Source organism: Sphingopyxis sp. J-6, from assembly GCF_046603995.1.
GTDB lineage: Bacteria > Pseudomonadota > Alphaproteobacteria > Sphingomonadales > Sphingomonadaceae > Sphingopyxis.
Map to the genome: position 1 here is coordinate 3,995,789 of NZ_CP145810.1, position 18,919 is coordinate 4,014,707.

The 18,919-nt window shown below is 66.2% G+C and carries 19 protein-coding genes; 8 read left to right on the forward strand and 11 right to left on the reverse strand.

Translation table 11 applies throughout. The annotated features are described in order from the left end of the window. Positions 1-24 precede the first annotated feature (24 nt). Complete coding sequence (gene xseA / locus V6U71_RS18945; RefSeq protein ID WP_411339890.1) at positions 25-1,464, reverse strand: exodeoxyribonuclease VII large subunit; 1,440 nt, start codon at positions 1,462-1,464, stop codon at positions 25-27. Here xseA and purD point away from each other — a divergent pair. Both purD and V6U71_RS18955 read left to right on the forward strand, forming a co-directional pair. Continuing rightward, on the forward strand, positions 1,463-2,740 hold the full coding sequence (gene purD, locus V6U71_RS18950; RefSeq protein ID WP_411339891.1) for a phosphoribosylamine--glycine ligase: 1,278 nt from the start codon (positions 1,463-1,465) through the stop codon (positions 2,738-2,740). The two genes, xseA and purD, sit on opposite strands and share 2 nt — an antisense overlap. A gap of 59 nt (positions 2,741-2,799) precedes the next feature. Then, positions 2,800-3,534 carry a hypothetical protein gene (locus tag V6U71_RS18955; RefSeq protein ID WP_411339892.1) on the forward strand — a complete coding sequence of 245 codons (735 nt, stop codon included), beginning with the start codon at positions 2,800-2,802 and terminating at the stop codon, positions 3,532-3,534. 663 nt (positions 3,535-4,197) lie between these two features. On the opposite strand, the gene V6U71_RS18960 is transcribed toward V6U71_RS18955, so the two are convergent. Beyond that, positions 4,198-4,935 (reverse strand): Bax inhibitor-1 family protein, encoded by a 738-nt coding sequence (locus tag V6U71_RS18960; protein ID WP_054589422.1) that lies wholly within the window; start codon positions 4,933-4,935, stop codon positions 4,198-4,200. Between the two features lie 139 nt (positions 4,936-5,074). Here V6U71_RS18960 and thpR point away from each other — a divergent pair, with 139 nt between their 5' ends. Beyond that, positions 5,075-5,689 carry an RNA 2',3'-cyclic phosphodiesterase gene (thpR, locus tag V6U71_RS18965; RefSeq protein WP_411339893.1) on the forward strand — a complete coding sequence of 205 codons (615 nt, stop codon included), beginning with the start codon at positions 5,075-5,077 and terminating at the stop codon, positions 5,687-5,689. Here thpR and V6U71_RS18970 read toward each other — a convergent pair. Further along, a complete protein-coding gene (locus V6U71_RS18970) occupies positions 5,599-6,087 on the reverse strand; it encodes a low molecular weight protein-tyrosine-phosphatase (protein ID WP_411339894.1) in 489 nt (162 codons plus the stop codon). The genes thpR and V6U71_RS18970 overlap by 91 nt on opposite strands. A 106-nt stretch (positions 6,088-6,193) precedes the next feature. On the opposite strand from V6U71_RS18970, the gene V6U71_RS18975 reads away from it, so the two are divergent. After that, the gene (locus V6U71_RS18975) at positions 6,194-7,792 is read left to right on the forward strand and encodes a spinster family MFS transporter (protein ID WP_411339895.1); all 1,599 of its coding nucleotides are present in this window, start codon (positions 6,194-6,196) and stop codon (positions 7,790-7,792) included. Between the two features lie 43 nt (positions 7,793-7,835). Here V6U71_RS18975 and V6U71_RS18980 read toward each other — a convergent pair whose 3' ends face one another. From V6U71_RS18980 to V6U71_RS19005, 6 genes are all read right to left on the reverse strand, one after another. Further along, the gene (locus tag V6U71_RS18980) at positions 7,836-8,402 is read right to left on the reverse strand and encodes a superoxide dismutase family protein (protein WP_411339896.1); all 567 of its coding nucleotides are present in this window, start codon (positions 8,400-8,402) and stop codon (positions 7,836-7,838) included. Between the two features lie 78 nt (positions 8,403-8,480). Beyond that, positions 8,481-9,791: a UDP-glucose dehydrogenase family protein gene (locus V6U71_RS18985; protein ID WP_411339897.1), complete on the reverse strand. Its 1,311-nt coding sequence runs from the start codon at positions 9,789-9,791 to the stop codon at positions 8,481-8,483. Between the two features lie 114 nt (positions 9,792-9,905). Beyond that, the gene (locus V6U71_RS18990) at positions 9,906-10,331 is read right to left on the reverse strand and encodes an ExbD/TolR family protein (RefSeq protein WP_054589428.1); all 426 of its coding nucleotides are present in this window, start codon (positions 10,329-10,331) and stop codon (positions 9,906-9,908) included. 31 nt (positions 10,332-10,362) lie between these two features. Then, a complete protein-coding gene (locus V6U71_RS18995; protein ID WP_054731921.1) occupies positions 10,363-10,881 on the reverse strand; it encodes an ExbD/TolR family protein in 519 nt (172 codons plus the stop codon). 126 nt (positions 10,882-11,007) lie between these two features. Then, positions 11,008-11,823, reverse strand: a complete 816-nt coding sequence (locus tag V6U71_RS19000) for a MotA/TolQ/ExbB proton channel family protein (protein WP_411339898.1) — start codon at positions 11,821-11,823, stop codon at positions 11,008-11,010. 65 nt (positions 11,824-11,888) lie between these two features. After that, the gene (locus V6U71_RS19005; protein WP_411339899.1) at positions 11,889-12,545 is read right to left on the reverse strand and encodes an energy transducer TonB; all 657 of its coding nucleotides are present in this window, start codon (positions 12,543-12,545) and stop codon (positions 11,889-11,891) included. Between the two features lie 351 nt (positions 12,546-12,896). Between V6U71_RS19005 and V6U71_RS19010 the strand changes: the two genes are divergently transcribed. Continuing rightward, positions 12,897-13,709 carry a hypothetical protein gene (locus V6U71_RS19010; protein ID WP_411339900.1) on the forward strand — a complete coding sequence of 271 codons (813 nt, stop codon included), beginning with the start codon at positions 12,897-12,899 and terminating at the stop codon, positions 13,707-13,709. A gap of 93 nt (positions 13,710-13,802) precedes the next feature. Then, a complete protein-coding gene (locus V6U71_RS19015) occupies positions 13,803-15,131 on the forward strand; it encodes a homoserine dehydrogenase (protein ID WP_411339901.1) in 1,329 nt (442 codons plus the stop codon). Here V6U71_RS19015 and V6U71_RS19020 read toward each other — a convergent pair. Continuing rightward, positions 15,128-15,604 carry a hypothetical protein gene (locus tag V6U71_RS19020; RefSeq protein ID WP_411339902.1) on the reverse strand — a complete coding sequence of 159 codons (477 nt, stop codon included), beginning with the start codon at positions 15,602-15,604 and terminating at the stop codon, positions 15,128-15,130. The two genes, V6U71_RS19015 and V6U71_RS19020, sit on opposite strands and share 4 nt — an antisense overlap. A gap of 60 nt (positions 15,605-15,664) precedes the next feature. On the opposite strand from V6U71_RS19020, the gene glpX reads away from it, so the two are divergent. Continuing rightward, positions 15,665-16,633 (forward strand): class II fructose-bisphosphatase, encoded by a 969-nt coding sequence (gene glpX, locus V6U71_RS19025; protein ID WP_411339903.1) that lies wholly within the window; start codon positions 15,665-15,667, stop codon positions 16,631-16,633. Positions 16,634-16,650: 17 nt separating this feature from the next. Here the strand turns inward: glpX and V6U71_RS19030 are convergent, their stop codons facing one another. After that, complete coding sequence (locus tag V6U71_RS19030) at positions 16,651-17,976, reverse strand: hemolysin family protein (RefSeq protein ID WP_411339904.1); 1,326 nt, start codon at positions 17,974-17,976, stop codon at positions 16,651-16,653. Between the two features lie 240 nt (positions 17,977-18,216). On the opposite strand from V6U71_RS19030, the gene V6U71_RS19035 reads away from it, so the two are divergent. Further along, positions 18,217-18,906, forward strand: coding sequence for an OmpA family protein (locus V6U71_RS19035; protein WP_411339905.1), 690 nt, complete (start codon positions 18,217-18,219; stop codon positions 18,904-18,906). Positions 18,907-18,919: the final 13 nt, after the last annotated feature.

Consider the following 18,919-nt stretch of genomic DNA (forward strand, 5'->3'; position numbering starts at 1 on the left):
CCCCCTCCCCGTTGCGTCGGCGGCTCAGAACAACTCGCCCTGCCCCCGCTCCGGCGATGCATCGGCAGGTTTGCGGGCCGACTTTGGCGGAGCCGGAGACGAAACTGGCGCAGGCTTCGTGTCGCCACCGCTTACCGCAACCGGCACTTCGCCGTCGGCGAATTGCAGCCGGAGCGCCCCTGCTTCGCGCGCCGCGCCGGCCGTCGTCACGATCGCCCCGCCCGCATCGCGCACCATCGCATAGCCGCGCGACAGCAGCGCGCGCGGGTCGAGCGAGACGAGCAGTCGCCCCAGCCCCTCGAGCAGGGCCCGGTCGCGATCCCAGCGCCGCGCGAGCAGGCCGGGGCGCAGCGCCGCACCGCGCGTCGCCAGCCGTTCGGCGACCACGGTCAGCCGGTGCCGCTGCGCCCGGTCGAGCCGGTCGCCGGCGTCGTCGAGCCGCTGCCGCTGCGGCGCGTAAAGCGCCTCGCGCCGCGGCAGGTGCCGCGCGAGGGCGGCAAGCCGTTCACTTGCAAGGGCCTGATGCCGGTTCGCGGCGCCGATCATGCGGCCGGCGCGATGGATGAGCAGTTCCTGCAATTCGGCGCGCACCGGCACGGCGATTTCGGCGGCGGCGGTCGGGGTCGGCGCGCGCACGTCGGCCACGTGATCGGCGAGCGTCACGTCGGTTTCGTGCCCGACGGCACTGATCGTCGGGATGCGGCAATCGGCGATCGCACGCACGACAACTTCCTCGTTGAACGCCCACAGATCCTCGATCGAGCCGCCGCCACGGGCAACGATGACGAGGTCGGGGCGCGGCACCGGCCCGCCCGGCCGGATCGCGTCGAAACCGCGCACCGCGTTGGCGACCTGCGCCGCGGCGCCGTCGCCCTGAACCAGCACCGGCCAGACGATCACGTGCATCGGAAAACGGTCGGCGAGGCGGTGGAGGATGTCGCGGATCACCGCACCGGTCGGCGACGTGACGACCCCGATGACAGCGGGAAGCCGGGGCAGCGGCTGCTTGCGTGCCGGGTCGAACAGACCCTCGGCGCCGAGCCGCGCCTTGAGCTTTTCGAACAGGAGCATCAGCGCGCCCTCGCCCGCAACCTCAAGGCTGTCGACGACGAGCTGATATTTCGAGCGCCCGGGGTAAGTGGTGAGCTTGCCGGTCGCGATCACCTCGATCCCGTCCTCGGGCCGGAAGGCGAGGCGCCCCGCCTGCCCCTTCCACATCACCATGTCGATCAGCGCATTATCGTCCTTCAGCGCCGCATAGAAATGCCCCGAAGCCGCGCGTTTGGCGCCCGACAGCTCGCCGCGCACGCGTACCCGTGCAAAGCCATCCTCGACTGTGCGCTTGATCGCCGCCGACAATTGGCTGACTGACAAGGCAGGCGCATTGTCCCCCGGCGCCGCCTCGGCTAACAGCCGCGCTTCGGTGCCATCGTCGGACGCCGTATCGGGAAAAGGGACAGACATGAATATCCTGCTGGTGGGCTCGGGGGGCCGCGAACATGCGCTGAGCTGGCAGTTGGCGCAATCGGCGAGTTGCCGCAAGCTCTATGCCGCACCGGGTAACCCGGGGATCGAGGCGCACGCCGAATGCGTCGCCATCGCCGCCGACGATCTCGACGGGCTGATCGCCTTCGTCCGCGCGCACAGCATCGATTTCGTCGTCGTCGGTCCCGAAGCGCCGCTCGTCGCCGGGCTCGCCGACCGGCTGCGCGCGATCGGCGTCGCGACTTTCGGCCCCGGCGCCGCGGCAGCGCGGCTTGAGGGATCGAAGGGCTTCACCAAGGACCTGTGCGCGCGTGCGTCGATCCCGACCGCCGCCTATGTCCGCTGCACCAGCGCCGAGGAAGCGCATGCGGTGCTCGAGGGCTTTGCGATCCCCGTCGTGATCAAGGCCGACGGCCTCGCCGCAGGTAAAGGCGTGATCATCGCCGAAACCGCGGCCGAAGCAACGGCCGCGATCGACGACATGTTCGACGGCGCCTTCGGCGGCGCCGGCGCCGAGGTGGTGATCGAGGAGTTCATGACCGGCGAGGAGGCAAGCTTCTTCGCGCTGTCCGACGGTACGGACGTGATCGCATTTGGCAGCGCGCAGGATCACAAGCGCGTCGGCGACGGCGATGTCGGTCCGAACACCGGCGGCATGGGCGCCTACAGTCCCGCCCCCGTGCTCACCGCCGAACTCGAAGCCGCGGTGATGGACCGCATCATCCGGCCGACCGTCAGGGCGCTTGCCGCCGAGGGCTCGCCTTATGTCGGCGTGCTGTTCGCCGGGCTGATGCTCACCGGCGAAGGGCCGAAGCTGATCGAATATAATTGCCGCTTCGGCGATCCCGAATGCCAGGTGCTGATGATGCGCTTCAGGGGCGACCTCGCGGCGCTGCTTCATGCTGCGGCAACCGGCACACTCTCCGCAGCACAGGCACCGGCCTTTGCGCACGATTATGCGCTCACTGTCGTCATGGCCGCGAACGGCTATCCGGGCACACCGGCGAAAGGCGGCGCGATCCGCGGAATCGCGGGGGCCGAGGCAGGCGGCGTGCGCGTCTTCCATGCCGGCACCGCACGCGCCGATAATGCGATCGTGGCCGCCGGCGGCCGCGTCCTCAACGTCACGGCGACGGGCAAGAGCGTTACCGAAGCGCAGGCACGGGCCTACGCATCGGTCGACAAACTCGATTTCCCGACCGGTTTCTGCCGCCGCGACATCGGCTGGCGCGAGGTCGCGCGCGAGGCGGAATAGGCGGCGCTGGACGCGGCTGGCGCGCCCGCATAGGCTGAACGGAAAGCAGGGAGAGCATCATGACGTGGCTTCAGGAAAATTGGATCGTCGCGGTCGTCGGCCTCGTCGTCGCGGTCATACTGCTGTGGTGGCTCTTCGGCCGCAAGAAACCCGAAGAGATCGCGCCGTCGGCCGCGACTCCCGCCGAACCCCGCAAGCCGCTCGAACCGGCAAAGCCCGAAATCGTCGCGGCCGAGCCGGCACGTTTCAAGCCGGTCGAGCCGGCACCCGCACCGACGCCGCCTCCCGCGCCGGTCGCCAAGGCGGCGCCTCCTCCCGCACCAAAGCCCGAGCCCGCCCTCGATATTCCCGAAGAACCCTCGGTTCCGGCGGCGCCCGCAACCGAGACGCCGCCTGCCCCCGAACCCGAACCCCGTCCGGCCCCGGCGCCCGAGCCCGCGCCGGAGCCGGAGCGCGCCGTTCCCGAGGAACCGACCGTTCCGCCGCCCGCTCCAGAACCCGCTCCGACGCCGGCGCCGGCGCCGGCCGCCGCGCCGATGGCAAAGACAGACAATCTGCAATTGCTGAAGGGCGTCGGGCCCAAGATGGTCGCGCTGCTCGGCGGTCTCGGCGTGACGAGCTTTCAACAGATCGCGGACTGGACCGACGCCGATATCGCGACAATCGATCCGCAGCTCGGCGCATTCCAGGGCCGAATCGCGCGCGACAATATCGTCGATCAGGCGGGCTATCTCGCCCGCGGCGACAAGGCCGGTTTCGAAGCGAAATATGGGGCGCTCGGCGGCGAACTCTGATTTCGGCAGTGTTCGAAGCTTGTCTCGCAAGCTTTCGTGATCGGGCAGTTTCGACCGAATGCGGACTGGCCGCTTCCAGGCGGCAAACCTAGAGAAGCGGACGTTTGAAGCCGGTGGGGCGAGAATGACAGCTCGGGACCGGTTGCGGACATACCGGAAAGGACTAGCAAGCTCTCCATGCGAGCTGATCACTCACTTGCAGTTTTTATTGCCGCCTGCACCCTCTTGGGATGCCAGCCCGCGGAACCGACGGCATCGGCGCTGAGCATACCGTCTCTCGGCGAATGTACCGCTTCCGGCGGAACAATCGAAAAAACCGGAATGGATAGCACTCCTCGATGCGTCATTCGGACCATGGACGCCGGGAAAGTCTGCCGCGATAGTTCAGATTGCCAAGGACGATGCCTCGTCGATGATTGGGAGGGTGAACGGCCGCCGCGTATTGGCACGGCATCGCTTGGGAGGTGCGAGGCGTCCAACCTTACATTTGGGTGCTTCGCTGAAGTCCGCCGAGGAAAGATCAGCAGCTCCTTTTTGTGCGTAGATTGAATGGCTGCTTTCCCACCGCAAAGCCGACATTCAAACCCGACGATCTTTCACGCAAAGAAAAAGCCCGGCGAATCGCTTCGCCGGGCTTTCCCGTTCGATTGCTTGTCGGACCGCTTATTCGCGGCTGCCCAGCAGGTTGAGCAGGAAGGTGAACATGTTGACGAAGTCGAGATAGAGGCTGAGCGCGCCCATGATCACCGACTTGCCGACAAAGTCGGTCCCGCGGACGTAGAAATACATGCTCTTGATCTTCTGCGTGTCATAGGCGGTCAGACCCGCGAAGACGAGCACGCCGATCACGCTGATCGCCAGGCTGAGCGCGTTCGACTGGAAGACGAAGGCATTGAGCAGCATCGCGACGATAATCCCGAACACGCCCATGATCAGGAAGGTGCCGAGGCCCGACAGATCCTTCTTGGTCGTATAGCCATAGAGGCTGAGACCCATGAAGGCGGCCGCCGTCGCGAAGAAGGTCTGCGCGATCGACGCGTCGGTAAAGACGAAGAAGATCGACGCCATCGACAGGCCCATAACGACCGAAAAAGCCCAGAACAGGCCCTGTGCGGCGGTCGTCGACAGCTTGTTGATGCCAAAGCTCAGCACCATCACAAATGCCAGCGGCGCGAACATGATCAGATATTTGACTGCGCCCGGGCCGAACAGCAGGGCGGGCGCGCCTTCCCAGCGCGAAAAGAGCAGCGCGACGATGCCGGTCAGCAGCACCCCCGACGCCATGTAGTTGTAAACCGACAGCATGTACGACCGCAGCCCGGCATCGACGGCCTGGTCCATTGCGTTCGCGCCGGCGCCAAAACCGGAAGCCGCCACATTGGGGTCGTTCCAATTCGCCATTTTTCATCTCCATCACTGGCCAGCCCATACCGGCCGTACGGCGAATATCGGCATTTTCCTCCCCGCTTTCAAGCGAAACCGGACATTACGCGCGCTTTGCGGTTTCCGAACGTGGCGAAGCCCTTATGCTGGCACAGCCATGTCCACCCATCGCCTCTTCGTCGCGCTGCGGCCGCCGCGTGCGATCCGCGAACAGCTCATCGCCGCGATGCACGGCATTTCGGCCGCCCGCTGGCAAAGCGACGACCAGCTTCACCTCACCTTGCGCTTCATCGGCGAGGTCGACCGTCATCGCGCCGAGGATATCGCCGCAGCGCTCGGCAGCCTGCATGCGCCAGCCGTCGCCGCGCGCCTTGCCGGGGTCGGCTTGTTCGAACGTCAGGGTCGCCCGCACACGCTCTGGGCCGGGGTCGAACCGCATCAGGCGCTCGCCGCGCTCCATCGCAAGGTCGACCAACTGCTCGCGCGCGTCGGCGTCGCACCTGAAACGCGAGCGTTTCAGCCGCATATCACGCTTGCCCGTCTCAATCGCGCGACGGGACCAGTCGCGCCGTTCCTCGCGCTGCACAGCGATCTCGCGAGCGCACCCTTCGTCTTTGACCATGCCCTGCTCTATGAAAGCGAGATGGGCCATGGCGGGTCGCGCTATCACCCGGTCGCGCGCTATCCGCTTTTCGCAGACGCCGCGACCAGCGCCGCGGCGACCGCGCCGACATCGTCCCACGTCGCGGCGAAGCCGCCGTCGTCGCCATAATAGGGATCGGCGACGCTGTCGCCCGCGCGCCCCGGCACCAGATCGAGCATCAGCCGCAGCTTTGCCGTCGCATCGGCGGGCGCGAGTGCGCGGGCATCGCAAAGGTTGGTTTCGTCGGCGGCGAGGATCAGATCGAAGCGATAGAAATCCTCGCGAACCAGCTGGCGGGCCCGGAGGTCCGCGATGTCGGTGCCGCGGCGACGCGCCTCGGCCTGCGCGCGCCGGTCGGGCGGATGGCCGATGTGCCAGTCGCCCGTCCCCGCCGAATCGAGCGTCGCATCGATACCCGCTTCGGCAAAGGCCGCGCGCGCCGCACCCTCGGCCAGCGGCGAGCGGCAGATATTGCCGAGGCAGAGGAAGAGGATCGCCGGTTTCGCATTTTGTCTATCTTCGCGCATATTGCTCCTGTCGCCCGCAAAGTTGAACCGACTTTCAACTTGCGCCTTTTCGCGGCTCTGCTAGCCATTGGCGTCAACGATAACGGGTGAGCGGGAGGGATGCCAGATGGCCGAGGAGACGAGCCACGGTGGAGCGGCGCATGAGCAGGCACCGGCCGCCGCGGCCAGCGCCAGCGGCTATAGCTGGTACGTGCTGTCGGTGCTGGTCGTCGTCTATATCCTGAATTTCATCGACCGGCAGATCATCAGCATCCTCGCGGTCGACATCAAGGCCGACCTCGGGCTGAAGGACGGCGACATGGGCTTCCTCGGCGGCGCCGCCTTCGCGGTCTTCTACGCGCTGTTCGGCATTCCGCTCGGCCGCCTTGCCGACAACTGGAACCGGGTCAAATTGCTGTCGATCGGCCTGACCCTGTGGTCGGCGATGACCGCGGCGTCGGGCTTTGCGTACAACCAGCTGACCCTGACGCTCGCGCGCATGGGAGTGGGCGTCGGGGAAGCGACTGCCAGCCCGACCGCCTATTCGCTGATCTCCGACTATTTCCCGAAGCGGCAGAAGGCGACGGCGCTCGCCATCTATTCGTCGGGCCTGTACCTCGGCGGCGGCGTTTCGCTGTTCATTGGCGCGTTGATCCTCGAGGGGTGGAATAGGGCCTATCCGGCCGGCGGGCCATTGGGGCTGGTTGGCTGGCAGGCGGCCTTCCTCGCCGTCGGCATTCCCGGACTGTTGCTCGCCCTGTGGGTCGCATCGCTGCGCGAGCCGGTGCGCGGCGCGATGGACGGCACCCCGGCGCACGGCTCGCCGACGCCGCTGCGCGAATTCGGCAAGGATCTGTCGATGATCGTGCCGCCGCTGACGCTCTATGGCGCTTGGCAGCGCGGGCCAGCGGCGCTGGCGATCAACATCGGCTTCGCCGCGGCGGTCAGCACCTTTGCCTGGTGGATGATAAAACTGACCGGCAATTTGCCGCAATGGTCGGCCGTCGCGCTCGGCTATTATGCCGTCTTCTCCTGGGCCTGCACGCTCCGCGCGCATGATCCCGCGACCTTCCGGCTGATCTGGGGGACGCCGGCGTTCATCTGCACGACATTGGGCTATGGCCTCGTCAGCCTCGCCGCCTATGCGCTTGCCTTCTGGTCGGCGCCCTATGCCGAAGCGGTGCTGGGCCTCCCCAAGCAGGAACTGGCCTTCATCCTCGGCGCGAACGGCGCGGTCAGCGGCTTTGTCGGAGTGATCATCGGCGGCCGGATCGCCGACGCGCTGCGCGAGAAAAATCCCGCGGGGCGCATCCTGATGATCATCTTCGGCGTCGTCGCGCCGGTCGTTCCAATCTGGATCGGCTATACGACCGAGGATTCGACGATATTCTATACGATGAACTTCCTTGCCGGCCTGTTCGGCGCGGCAGCGCTCGGCGCCGCCGCGGCAACGACGCAGGATCTGGTGCTGCCGCGGATGCGCGGAACGGCGACGGCCGCCTTCTTCCTCGGCACGACGCTCGTCGGCCTGTCCTTCGGCCCCTATATGGTCGGACAGATTTCCGATCTTGCCGGGACGATCGTCGACGGCAAACCGGTGGGTGACCTGCGCACCGGCATCCTGTCGCTGATCGGCGTCGCGCCGATCGCGCTCGGGCTGCTCATCTATGCCTATCGCGCCGTGCCGCAGGCCGAAGCGACGATCGAGGAACGGGTGCGGGCTTAAGGGCCAACCGTGGCCCCCGCCTGCGCGGGGGCGACGGTGCTATCTAGTCCGCCTTCGCCACGATCACGCCGCAGGCGATGCGGTCGCCGCTGTTGCCGCTGGGATCGGTCCGGTAATCGTCGGGCTTGGCGTGGATCACGAACGCCGCGCCGTCGGCATCGAGCAGCCCGCCGTCGCCGGCGAGGCGCGTGCCGACGAGGGTCAGCGTCGCGCGGCCGATCGTGTCGGGCTCGACGACGAGGTTCGGCATGTCGCCATGATGCGCACCCATCGGATTTTCGCGCCCGTGTTGCGCGCCGGTCGGATTCCAGTGCGGCCCGGCGCTCGTATATTTGGGACCTTCGCAAAGGCCGACGGCATGGACGTGCATGCCATAGGTGCCCGCCGCGAAGCCGCGCGCGACCAGTTCGAGCCGGAGGCCGTTCGTATCCTTGAAGATGTCGACGCGGCCGCGATCGCTGCCGCTGGCGTCGGTCAGCTGCGCCACCGCATCGGGTTCGGGCAGCTTGTCGGGCGACCCCTTGCCCGTCAGGCTGGCGCAGCCGGCCAGCGCGAGGGCGATCAGGCCGGTGGCCAGCAATGCGCCGTTGCGGCGCGATACGATCGTCATAACTTGCTCCCCATGGATTGGCGGGGGGCACGGCGGCCGCATCGGCGACCGTCCGGGCCCGTCACAGGATGAATGCCCTTATTCGGCGCGGGTTCCAATAGCGATGTGGCGAAAGCCGTGCCGGAGGACTTCGTCGCGGCGATAGATGTTGCGCAGGTCGACGAGCAGCTTGTCGGCCATGCTGCCGCCAAGCCGCGCGAGATCGAGCGCGCGGAAGGCGTCCCATTCGGTGATGATCGCCACCGCGTCGGCGCCCTCGGCCGCGGCATAAGCGCTTGCCTTCATTTCGACCTCGGGCATCATCGGCGCCGCGATCTCCATCCCTTCGGGATCATAGGCGGTGACGCGCGCGCCGGCGTCGAGCAGCGTCTGGACGATCGCGAGGCTCGGCGAATCGCGCATGTCGTCGGTGTTCGGCTTGAACGTCAGCCCGAGCAGCGCGACCGTCTTGCCACGCGCGTGGCCGCCCATCGCCGCGACGATCTTGCGGCCCATCGCGCGCTTGCGCAGGTCGTTGGCCTGCACCGTCGCTTCGACGAGGCGCAGCGGCACTTCATTGTCCTGCGCGGTCTTCAAAAGCGCGAGCGTGTCTTTCGGGAAGCAGCTGCCGCCATAGCCGGGACCGGCGTGGAGAAATTTCGCGCCGATCCGGTTGTCGAGGCCGATGCCGCGCGCGACGTCCTGCACCTCGGCGCCGACGGCCTCGCAAAGATCGGCGATCTCGTTGATGAAGGTGATCTTGGTCGCGAGGAAGGCGTTGGCGGCATATTTGATCATCTCGGCGGTGCGCCGGCGCGTGACGAGGATCGGGGCTTCGTTGAGGAAGAGCGGCCGGTAAACTTCGCGGAGGACGGACTCGCCATGCGCGTCTTCGGCACCGATCACGATGCGGTCGGGGCGCTTGAAATCGCCGATCGCGGCACCTTCGCGCAAGAATTCGGGGTTCGAGGCGACGCTGTGCGACCGCCCCGGCGCGCCCTCGCGCAGGATACGCTCGACCTCGTCGCCGGTGCCGACCGGGACGGTCGATTTGGTGACGATCACGCAATCATGATCGAGTGTCGCCGCCAGTTCCTCGGCGGCGCCGAAGACATAGGAAAGATCGGCATGGCCATCGCCGCGGCGCGACGGCGTCCCGACCGCGATGAACACCGCGTCGGCCTCGGCAACTGCAGGCGCAAGGTCGGTGGTGAAGGACAGGCGCCCCGCCGCGACATTCTTGGCCACCAGCGAATCGAGGCCGGGCTCGTAGATCGGCATCCGCCCCGCGTTCAGCGCCTCGATCTTGCCGGCATCCTTGTCGACGCAGACGACATCGTGGCCGAAATCGGAAAAGCACGCCCCCGATACCAGCCCGACATAGCCGGTTCCGATCATGGCGATTTTCATGCGAACTACCTTATGTTGTTGCGGCCGGCGTGTCATTAAGGACAAATGTTTCAAACGAAAAGGGCCGCGAATTGCTTCGCGGCCCTTTCCATAAAACGCGTTAAGGATCAGTGATCAGAAAACGCGCGCATATTGTTCGTTGCCGACGAAGCCGAGCTTGCCGACGCCGCTGCGCTTGATCACCGCCATCACATTGTCGACGACGAAATAACGCGCATAGGGGTCGGGCTGAACCTGAAGCTCGGGCTCGACCGGCAGTGCCTTGGTCTGCTCGAGATAGTTCGCGAGCTGGGCAAGGTCGACCGGTGCGCCGTTCCAGGTGATCGTCCCGGCGGGGTCGATCATCACCTTGTTCTTTTCCGGATCGACATTGTTCTTGCTGTCGGTCGGAACCGGCAGGTCGATCTTCACCGCGTGGGTCTGGACCGGGATGGTGATGATGAACATGATGAGGAGCACGAGCATGACGTCGATAAGCGGCGTCGTGTTCATGTCCATCATCGGTTCATTGTCGTCCCGATCGCCAACGGCCATGGACATAGGATTATTCCTTCATAACTGCGGGGCCGCCTTACAGGCGACCCAGCGTGCCAGAGCCGGGAGCCGGTTCGGAAATGAACCCGATCTTCTGGAAACCGGCATATTGCATCGTGTAGATCACCCCGCCGATGCACTGGTACGGCGTGTTGATGTCACCGCGGATATGCACCTCGGGGAAATTTTCCTCGGTGATATTCTGCGGTCCACCGATGTCGGCAAGAAGCTGCTCGAGCTTCTTTTGCCCGCGTTCCAGCAACTGGCGCGAATCGACCGGGGTCTGGCCCCAGTAAACTTCGCACGCCGTGCTTTCGGGGTTCGGTTCGCCGTCACCGTCGGTGTCGGCCGAACGGACCGACAGCAGCACATTTTCAGGCTTCGTCGTCGTCGGCTCGAATACCACGGCCGGCAGCTTGAGGTTCACCGTCTCCAACACCACGGGAACCGTGATGAGGAAGATGATGAGCAACACAAGCATGATGTCCACGAGCGGCGTCGTGTTGATTTCGGACATCGGGGCTTCTTCGCCCTTTGCGCCTGCACTCATCGCCATAGGATTAGCATCCTGTCACAAAATTGTCTGTTACGGACCGGGTCGACCCGCCAGCGGCGCATCGACCTGTCCAGCGGACCTCGCCAGCCGCCCGTCGGGAGGCGTGGCGAGGATCCATTAGACCGGTCAGGCCTTCTTCGGCGCGGCGGCGGGAGCAGCCTTCGCCGGAGCAGCCAGAACCGCCGGCTTCACCTGGCCGCCCGACATGATCGAACCGAGAACGTCGTTCGAGAAGGTCGACAGACGGCGGGCGATCGCCTTGTTGCGGCTCTGCAGCCAGTTGAACGCGAGCACCGCGGGAACGGCGACGATCAGACCGATGGCGGTCATGATCAGCGCTTCACCGACCGGACCGGCGACGGTGTCGATCGATGCCTGACCCGACGCACCGATCTTCACAAGGGCGCGAAGAATACCGATAACGGTACCGAACAGACCGACGAACGGCGCGGTCGAACCCACGGTCGCGAGGAAGGCGAGGCCGCCGTTGAGCTTCGAGTTGATGTGGTTCTGCGAACGCTCGAGCGTGCCGTGCATCCAGTCGTGCGCTTCGACGGGGTCGGTCAGCTTGTTATGCTCTTCGTTGGCGCGCAGACCGTCTTCGACGACCTGACGATAGGCGCTGTTCTTTTCGAGCTTCGCGGCACCGTCGGCCAGCGTCGGCGCGCGCCAGAAATTGGCGTCGACCGCCTTGCCCTGGCCGATCACCTTATTCTGTTCGAACAGCTTGGTGAACAGGATGTAGAGCGTCCCGATGAACATGATCAGCAGCACCAGGAAGGTGACCTGCGACACGATACCGCCTTCGCACAGCGCGGGAACGAGACCGTAAGGGTTCTGGCCTTCTTCCTTGACGCACATCGAAGCGGGCATCAGGCTCAGGCCTGCGTCGTGAGCAGCTGCCGGCGCCGCAGCGGCGGCATTTGCGATCAGATTAAACATGCTGGTTATTCCCTCTCAAAGAATAAAATTGGTCAAAATACTGGGTCGGGGCGACCCGCGCCTTGTCAGCGCGGAATCTGCCACCGGATACGATTGCTGTAGCTCCCGCCCGTGGGGTTGCCCGCACGGTCCTTGCCGGGATTGAAGCGGCCGCGACGCTGGATCAGCTTGCACGTTTCCGCATCGAGGTCGGCGTGACCGCTCGACGAGGTAACATCGCACGACGTGATCTTGCCGTCGACACCGTAAGTGACGCGGAAACCGGTCGTTCCCTCACGCTCTTCACGCATGGCGCGCGCCGGATAGTCGTCGTTCGTCGCCCAGCGACCCGGGTTGCCCTTCGGCGTGCCCGCTTGGCTGAGGTCGGGAGCCGGCGGCGGAGCCGGCGGAGCCGGCGGCGTGTAGACGGGCGGCGGCGGAAGCCGCGGCGGCGTCGGCACCGACTGGACCGTGTTCGTCGTTACCGGCGGCGGGATCGGCGACGGAGGCGTCACGACCGGCGGCGGAGGCGGCAGCTTGTTGTCCGGCGGGGGCGGCGGGGGCGGCTCCTCCGGCGGCGGCGGCTCTTCGACGTCCACCACATCCAATTTTTCGGCAATCTTCTTGACGATACTGATGTTCAAACCATTGACCAGGCCATAGCCCAGCACTGCCGTGAACAGACCAACCAAGACAATTGCCACTACCCTGTTTTTAGGGTCGACATTATCACCATAAGCCATTCAGGGACGACGCTCCTTGCTAGATCATCCTGACACCAATCCGTACCATCGGGTTCGGTTGCCAAATGCCCGGATGATTTCCGATGCGTTTTGCGAGACCCGATAGCATAGCATCCGGCTGTTTATGTTCTTGCCGGACGCTTCGAGCCCGTCCTATCGCGGTGGCGGCAAGTTCGCAAACCCTTTATCAGCGGTTAATGTGCCCTGCCCCATGATGGGGCTTCCGATAGCGTTACCGGTGTCATCCCGGTGTCACAAATGATGGAAAGTGATTTGACCATGCGCGCGCTTTTGCCGACCGCCCTTGCCGGAATTTTGCTTGCAACAGGCGGGATTCAGCCGGTTTCCGCGATGCAGACCGCCAGCGCTCCCGCGACGGCAAGCGCCTATAGCTACGCCGACATCGCCGATCTCGCGACCGCCGCGCCGATGACGATCCACGCCCAAATTCGTAGCGCCACGGTCCTGAAGCCCGACCGCGCGCCCGGTCTCGCGGCCGGGCACGCCCGATTCTATGTCGAAGCCGAGGTCGTCGGGCTGATTCGCGGATCGGGGCCGCTCGCCGCACGGATCACCTATCTCGTCGATCTGCCGCTGGCGGCGAACGGCAAGGCGGCGAAGCTCAAGAAGAAGCAGCCCGTCCTGCTCTTCGCCCGCCCTGTCGCGGGGACGGCGGCGGGCACCAACAGCACCGGCAGCGTCCGCCTGATCGCGCCAGACGCCCAGCTCTTGTGGGATCCGGCGACCGAGGCGCAGTTGCGGGCGATCCTGACCGAGCTCGTCAAACCGGGCGCACCGCCCGCGATCACAGGAATCGCTAACGGCTTCCATGTCCCGGGCACCCTGCCCGGCGAGGGCGAGACACAATTATTCCTCGATACGAAGACGGGCGAACCGGTGTCGCTCACCATCCTGACCGCCGCCGACGGATCGCGCCGCTGGGCCGCGGCGTTCGGCGAGATCGTCGACGGATCGGCCGCGGTGCCCAAGCGCAATACGCTGGCGTGGTATCGCCTTGCCTGCGGGCTGCCCAAGACCCTGCCGCTGAACAAGCTGGCGGGCACGGCTCCCGACGACCGCCGCAAGGCCGCATCCGACTATGCCGTCGTGCTCGGCGCGCTCGGCGAATGCACGCGAACGCGCAAACCGCCCGTCGCCGGATAAAGAAGAGCTACCGGCCCGCCAAGGCACAGCGGGCTTGTTTCATGGCGAAAAGCCGATAGGGGCGCTGGCGACCGCTAGCCAAGGAGTGCCCCGATGTCCGCTTCCACCGTCCCCGCCCCACGCCCGCCGCTCCGCGTCGCGCTCGCCGGGATCGGGGTCGTCGGCGGCGGCGTCGTCCGCCTGCTCGAAGCCAATCGCGACCTGATCGCGCGCCGCGCCGGACGCCCGGTCGAGATCGTCGCGATCTCGGCGCGCGACCGCCACCGCGACCGCGGCATCGACCTCGCCCCCTATCGCTGGGAAGACGACATGGGCGCGCTCGTCGCGGCCGACGATGTCGATGTCGTGGTCGAAATGATCGGCGGCGCCGATGGCGCGGCGCTGACGCTGGCGCGCCAGACGCTCGGCGCAGGCAAGGCGCTTGTCACCGCGAACAAGGCGATGATCGCGCACCACGGCCTCGACCTCGCGCGGCTGGCCGAGGAAAAGGACACGCCGCTGAAATATGAGGCAGCGGTGGCTGGCGGCATCCCGGTGATCAAGGCGATCCGCGAGGGCGCGTCGGCGAACGAGATCGCGCGCGTCTACGGCATCCTCAACGGCACCTGCAATTATATCCTGACGCAGATGGAGCGGAACGGCGCAAGCTTCGCCGAAGCGCTCGCCGCGGCACAGGCCGAGGGTTATGCCGAGGCCGACCCGACCTTCGACGTCGACGGCATCGACGCTGCGCATAAATTGTCGATCCTTGCCGCGCTGTGCTTCGGAACGAAGCTCGACATCGATGCGGTGACCGCCGACGGCATCCGCAATCTGACCGCTGCCGACATCCGCGAAGCCGAAGCCCTCGGGCATCGCGTCCGCCTGATCGGCATGGCCGAGCGCGACAGCGGAGAAAACGGCGGTGGCCTCTACCAGCATGTCCAGCCGTGCCTCGTCCCGTCCGACCATCCGCTCGCCTATGTTCCGGGCGCGCTCAACGCCGTCGTCGCCGAGGGCAATTTCGTCGGCCGCCTGTTCTTCGAAGGCGCCGGCGCCGGCGCGGGACCGACGGCGTCGGCGATCGTCGCCGACATCATCGACATCGCGCGCGACGAATATGGCCCCGCCTTCGCGATGCCCGTCGATTCGCTCGACCACGCCCCGGCGGCGGACGCGGGCGCGCGGGTCGGCAAACATTATGTCCGCCTGATCGTCGAGGACCGCATCGGCGTGCTCGCCGAGATCGCCGCGGCGATGCGCGATGCCGGCGTCTCGATCGAAAGCCTCATCCAGCGCGGCGGCGACGACGAGGACAGCGTCATCATCGTGCTCGTCACCCATGAAGGCCCGGCGAGCGCGATCCACGCCGCGCTCGGCATCCTCGCGGCGTCGGACCATGTCGTCGGCACGCCGATGCACATGCCGATCCTCGCGCTTTAAGGTTCGGCTTCTTCGGGGAGCGGCGTCCCCGTATCGGGATCGGTCGCACGCTTCGCCATTTCATAGAGCGCATTATATTCGGGGCCGGGCGGATAGCCTTTGCCCAGCGCCACCCAATTATAGGGCAGGCGGTCGAACATCATCCCCTGCGCCTCGGCGCGCGGCAGTTTGGGCCGGGCGTCGCGACCGACCCCCGCGATCGCACGGAGTTCGGGCGACAGCCGATGCCGCTCCGTGTCGGTGCCGCACACGGTAATCGACCCATCGTCGGCCGGTTTGCAGCGCCGGATCGGGTCGACCATCTCCTTGGCGTTGGCGGCAGCGGTTTCGGCATCGCGCGGCGGCGGCGGCGCGGGCGGTCCCTGCACCTGCGCGGCGGCCGTCCCTGCCGTCGTCATCGCGATGACGCAGGATGCGGCAAAAGCGGCGCCGAATCGGGCGAAGCATCCTCGACAAGCGGTGCGGCCGGCCATATGGCGCGCACCATGCCCGACGGGGGCGGCAAGGCAATAGCAAAGACGGAGAGTAGCGGGATGACGAACAGCAGCAACCTCGACCGGGTACTCGTGCTCGAAATGGTGCGCGTCACCGAAGCTGCGGCAATCGCGGCGGCGAAGCTGATCGGGCGCGGCGACGAGAAAGCCGCCGATGCCGCGGCGGTCGAGGCGATGCGCACCGCGTTCAACACGCTTTATATGGATGGCACCATCGTCATCGGCGAAGGCGAACGCGACGAGGCGCCGATGCTCTATATCGGCGAGAAGGTCGGCAACGCGCCCGGCAAGGGCCCAAAGATCGACATCGCGGTCGACCCGCTCGAAGGCACGACGATCACCGCCAAGGCGGGGCCCAACGCGCTCGCGGTGCTGGCGATCGCCGAGGAAGGCTGTCTGCTCAACGCTCCCGACGTCTATATGGACAAACTCGCGGTCGGCGCCGGCTATTCACCGAACATCGTCAATTTCGACAACAGCATCCGCGAGAATGTCGAGGCGGTGGCGCGCGAGAAGGGCTGCGGCCCCGAGGACATCATGGTGTGCGTGCTCGACCGGCCGCGCCACGAAGCGATGATCGCCGAATTGCGCAGCCTCGGCTGCGGCGTCGCGCTGATCCCCGACGGCGACGTCGCCGGCGTGATCGCGACGACCAACCCCGAAACCAACATCGACATCTATATGGGGTCGGGCGGCGCGCCCGAGGGCGTCCTCGCTGCGGCGGCACTGCGCTGCGTCGGCGGCCAGTTCAAGGGCCGGCTGCTGTTCCGCAACGACGACGAACGCAAGCGCGCCGCCAAATGGGGCGTCGAGGATCTTGACCGCGTCTATGACCTCGAAGATCTTGCCAAGGGCGACGTGATCTTCGCCGCGACCGGCGTCACCGACGGGTCGCTGCTGCGCGGCGTCAAGCATCGCCGCGACGGCGTGATGACCACCGAAACGGTGGTGATGCGCGCCTCGTCGGGAACGGTGCGCTGGGTGAAGGGTGAACATCGGGCGGGCTGACGCCCGCGCCAGTCTAGCTACTCCCCGTCGCCGTCGTCCTTCGGCCGGCGGATTTCGCTGACGAGCAGCTTGTCGATCTTGCGGCCGTCCATATCGACGATCTCGAAGCGCCATCCCCGGTCGCTGAAATGCTCGCCCTCCTCGGGCAAGCGCTTCAGAATGGCAAGCGCGTGGCCGGCGGCGGTCGCATAGTCGCGGTCGTCCGCCAGTTCGATTCCCAATCGCTCGGCCATCTGGTCGGCGGGCATCGATCCCGCGATCAGCAGGCTGCCGTCGTCGCGCTCGACGACGAAGGGCTCGCTGCCGATATCCTGGTCCGACGCGAATTCGCCGGCGATCGCCGCGAGCAGGTCGGCAGGGGTCACCAGCCCTTCGAAATGGCCATATTCGTCGTGGACGAACAACATCGGCACATCGGCGGCGCGCAGGCTTTCGAGTGCGTCCATCGCGTCGATCTGGTCGTGGATGACCTTGGCCGGGCGGGTCAGCGTTTCGAGGTCGAGCGCCTCGCCCCGAAACAGCGCCGCAGCGATATCGCGCGCCTGCACGATGCCGACGATCTCGTCGACCGAACCGCGCGCAACGGGGATGCGGGTATGCGGGGTTTCGAGCAGCTTGGCGCGCACCATGTCGGCGTCCGACGCGATGTCGATCCAGTCGACATCCTTGCGCGGCGTCATCACTTCGCGCACCGGACGGTCGGCCAGCCGGACGACGCCCGAGATGATCGCGCGCTCGCTTTCCTCGATCACCCCCGACTTTGACGCCTCGGCGACGATCAGGTGCAACTCCTCGGCGGTCACCCGGTCTTCCGATTCGCGGTTGAGGCCGAGCAGGCGGAACACCAGCGCCGAACTGTTATCGAGCAGCCAGACGAGCGGCGCGGCGATTCGCGACAGCCAGTACATCATCGGCGCGACGATGATCGCGATCCGTTCGGGGGCGCGAAGCGCAAATTGCTTGGGCACCAGTTCGCCCGCGATCAGCGAGGCATAGGTGGTGAGTGCGATGACCAGCGCGAAGGCCACCGACAAGGCGGTTTCCGCGTCGAAGCCGAACAGCGCCTGCAGGCGCTCGGCCACCGGCTGGCCGAGGCTGGCACCCGAATAGGCACCGGTCAGCACGCCGATCAGCGTGATGCCGACCTGCACGGTCGACAGGAAGCGTCCGGGGTCCGATGCGAGCTGCCGCGCGATCTTCGCGCCGCGACTGCCGCGCTTTTCGGCGGCTTGCAGGCGCGGATCACGCGACGAGACGATCGCGAGCTCGGACATGGCGAAAACGCCGTTGAGGAGGATGAGGATCAGGATGATCACGACATCCGACCAGGGAAAAGGGGTCATTGGGCGGTCGTACGGCGCGTCGGCGCCCGGCCCCTGTCAGCTTCGGTCATGCCTTCCTATAGGCGAAAGCGAAGCCCGTGCACAATGGGATCGCAGCGATCCGGTTCGGGGAGCATTGCTGCGGCCCGGCTCAGGCGCCGTTCAGCATGATTTTGGAACCAGTTGGCGGGCCATATGTTATCGGCGTATCGGGCGGCCATCGCAGGACCGGGTCGGGCCGCCAAGCTAGGGAGCGAAAAGATGAAGACTAATATGATCAAGCTCACCCTCCTCGCGAGCATCGGCGCGCTGTCGCTGAGCGCCTGCGTCACCGATCCGGTGACCGGCGAGAAGAAGATTTCGAAGGCCGCGATCGGCGGCGTCGGCGGCGCGCTGGGCGGTTATCTGCTCGGCGACCTGATCGGCGGCAAGAACAGCCGCACCGAGGAAATCGTCGGCGCAGGCATCGGCGCGGTCGCCGGCGCGGGCGCGGGCTATTATATGGACCAGCAGGAAAAGAAGCTGCGCGAACGTACCGCCGGCACCGGCATCGACGTCGAACGGCAAGGCGACCAGCTCGTGCTCAACATGCCCGGAGACGTCACCTTCGACTATAACAGCGCGTTGGTGAAATCGCAGTTCCGCAGTGCGCTCGACAATGTCGCGTCAACGCTCGCCGAATATCCCAGCACCTATATCGACGTCTATGGCCATACCGATTCGACGGGCAGCGACAGCTATAATCAGGGTCTGTCCGAACGCCGCGCCGCGTCGGTCGCCGACTATCTGGGCGGCCGCGGCATCCAGCGCGCCCGCATGGCGACGATGGGCTATGGAGAATCGCAGCTCAAATGTTCGCCCGAACGCAGCGAGGCCGACTATCAGTGCAACCGCCGCGTCGAAATCCGCATCGCGCCGGTGACGCAGGCCGATGTGAACGCCGCACGCTGATCTCCACTCCCGT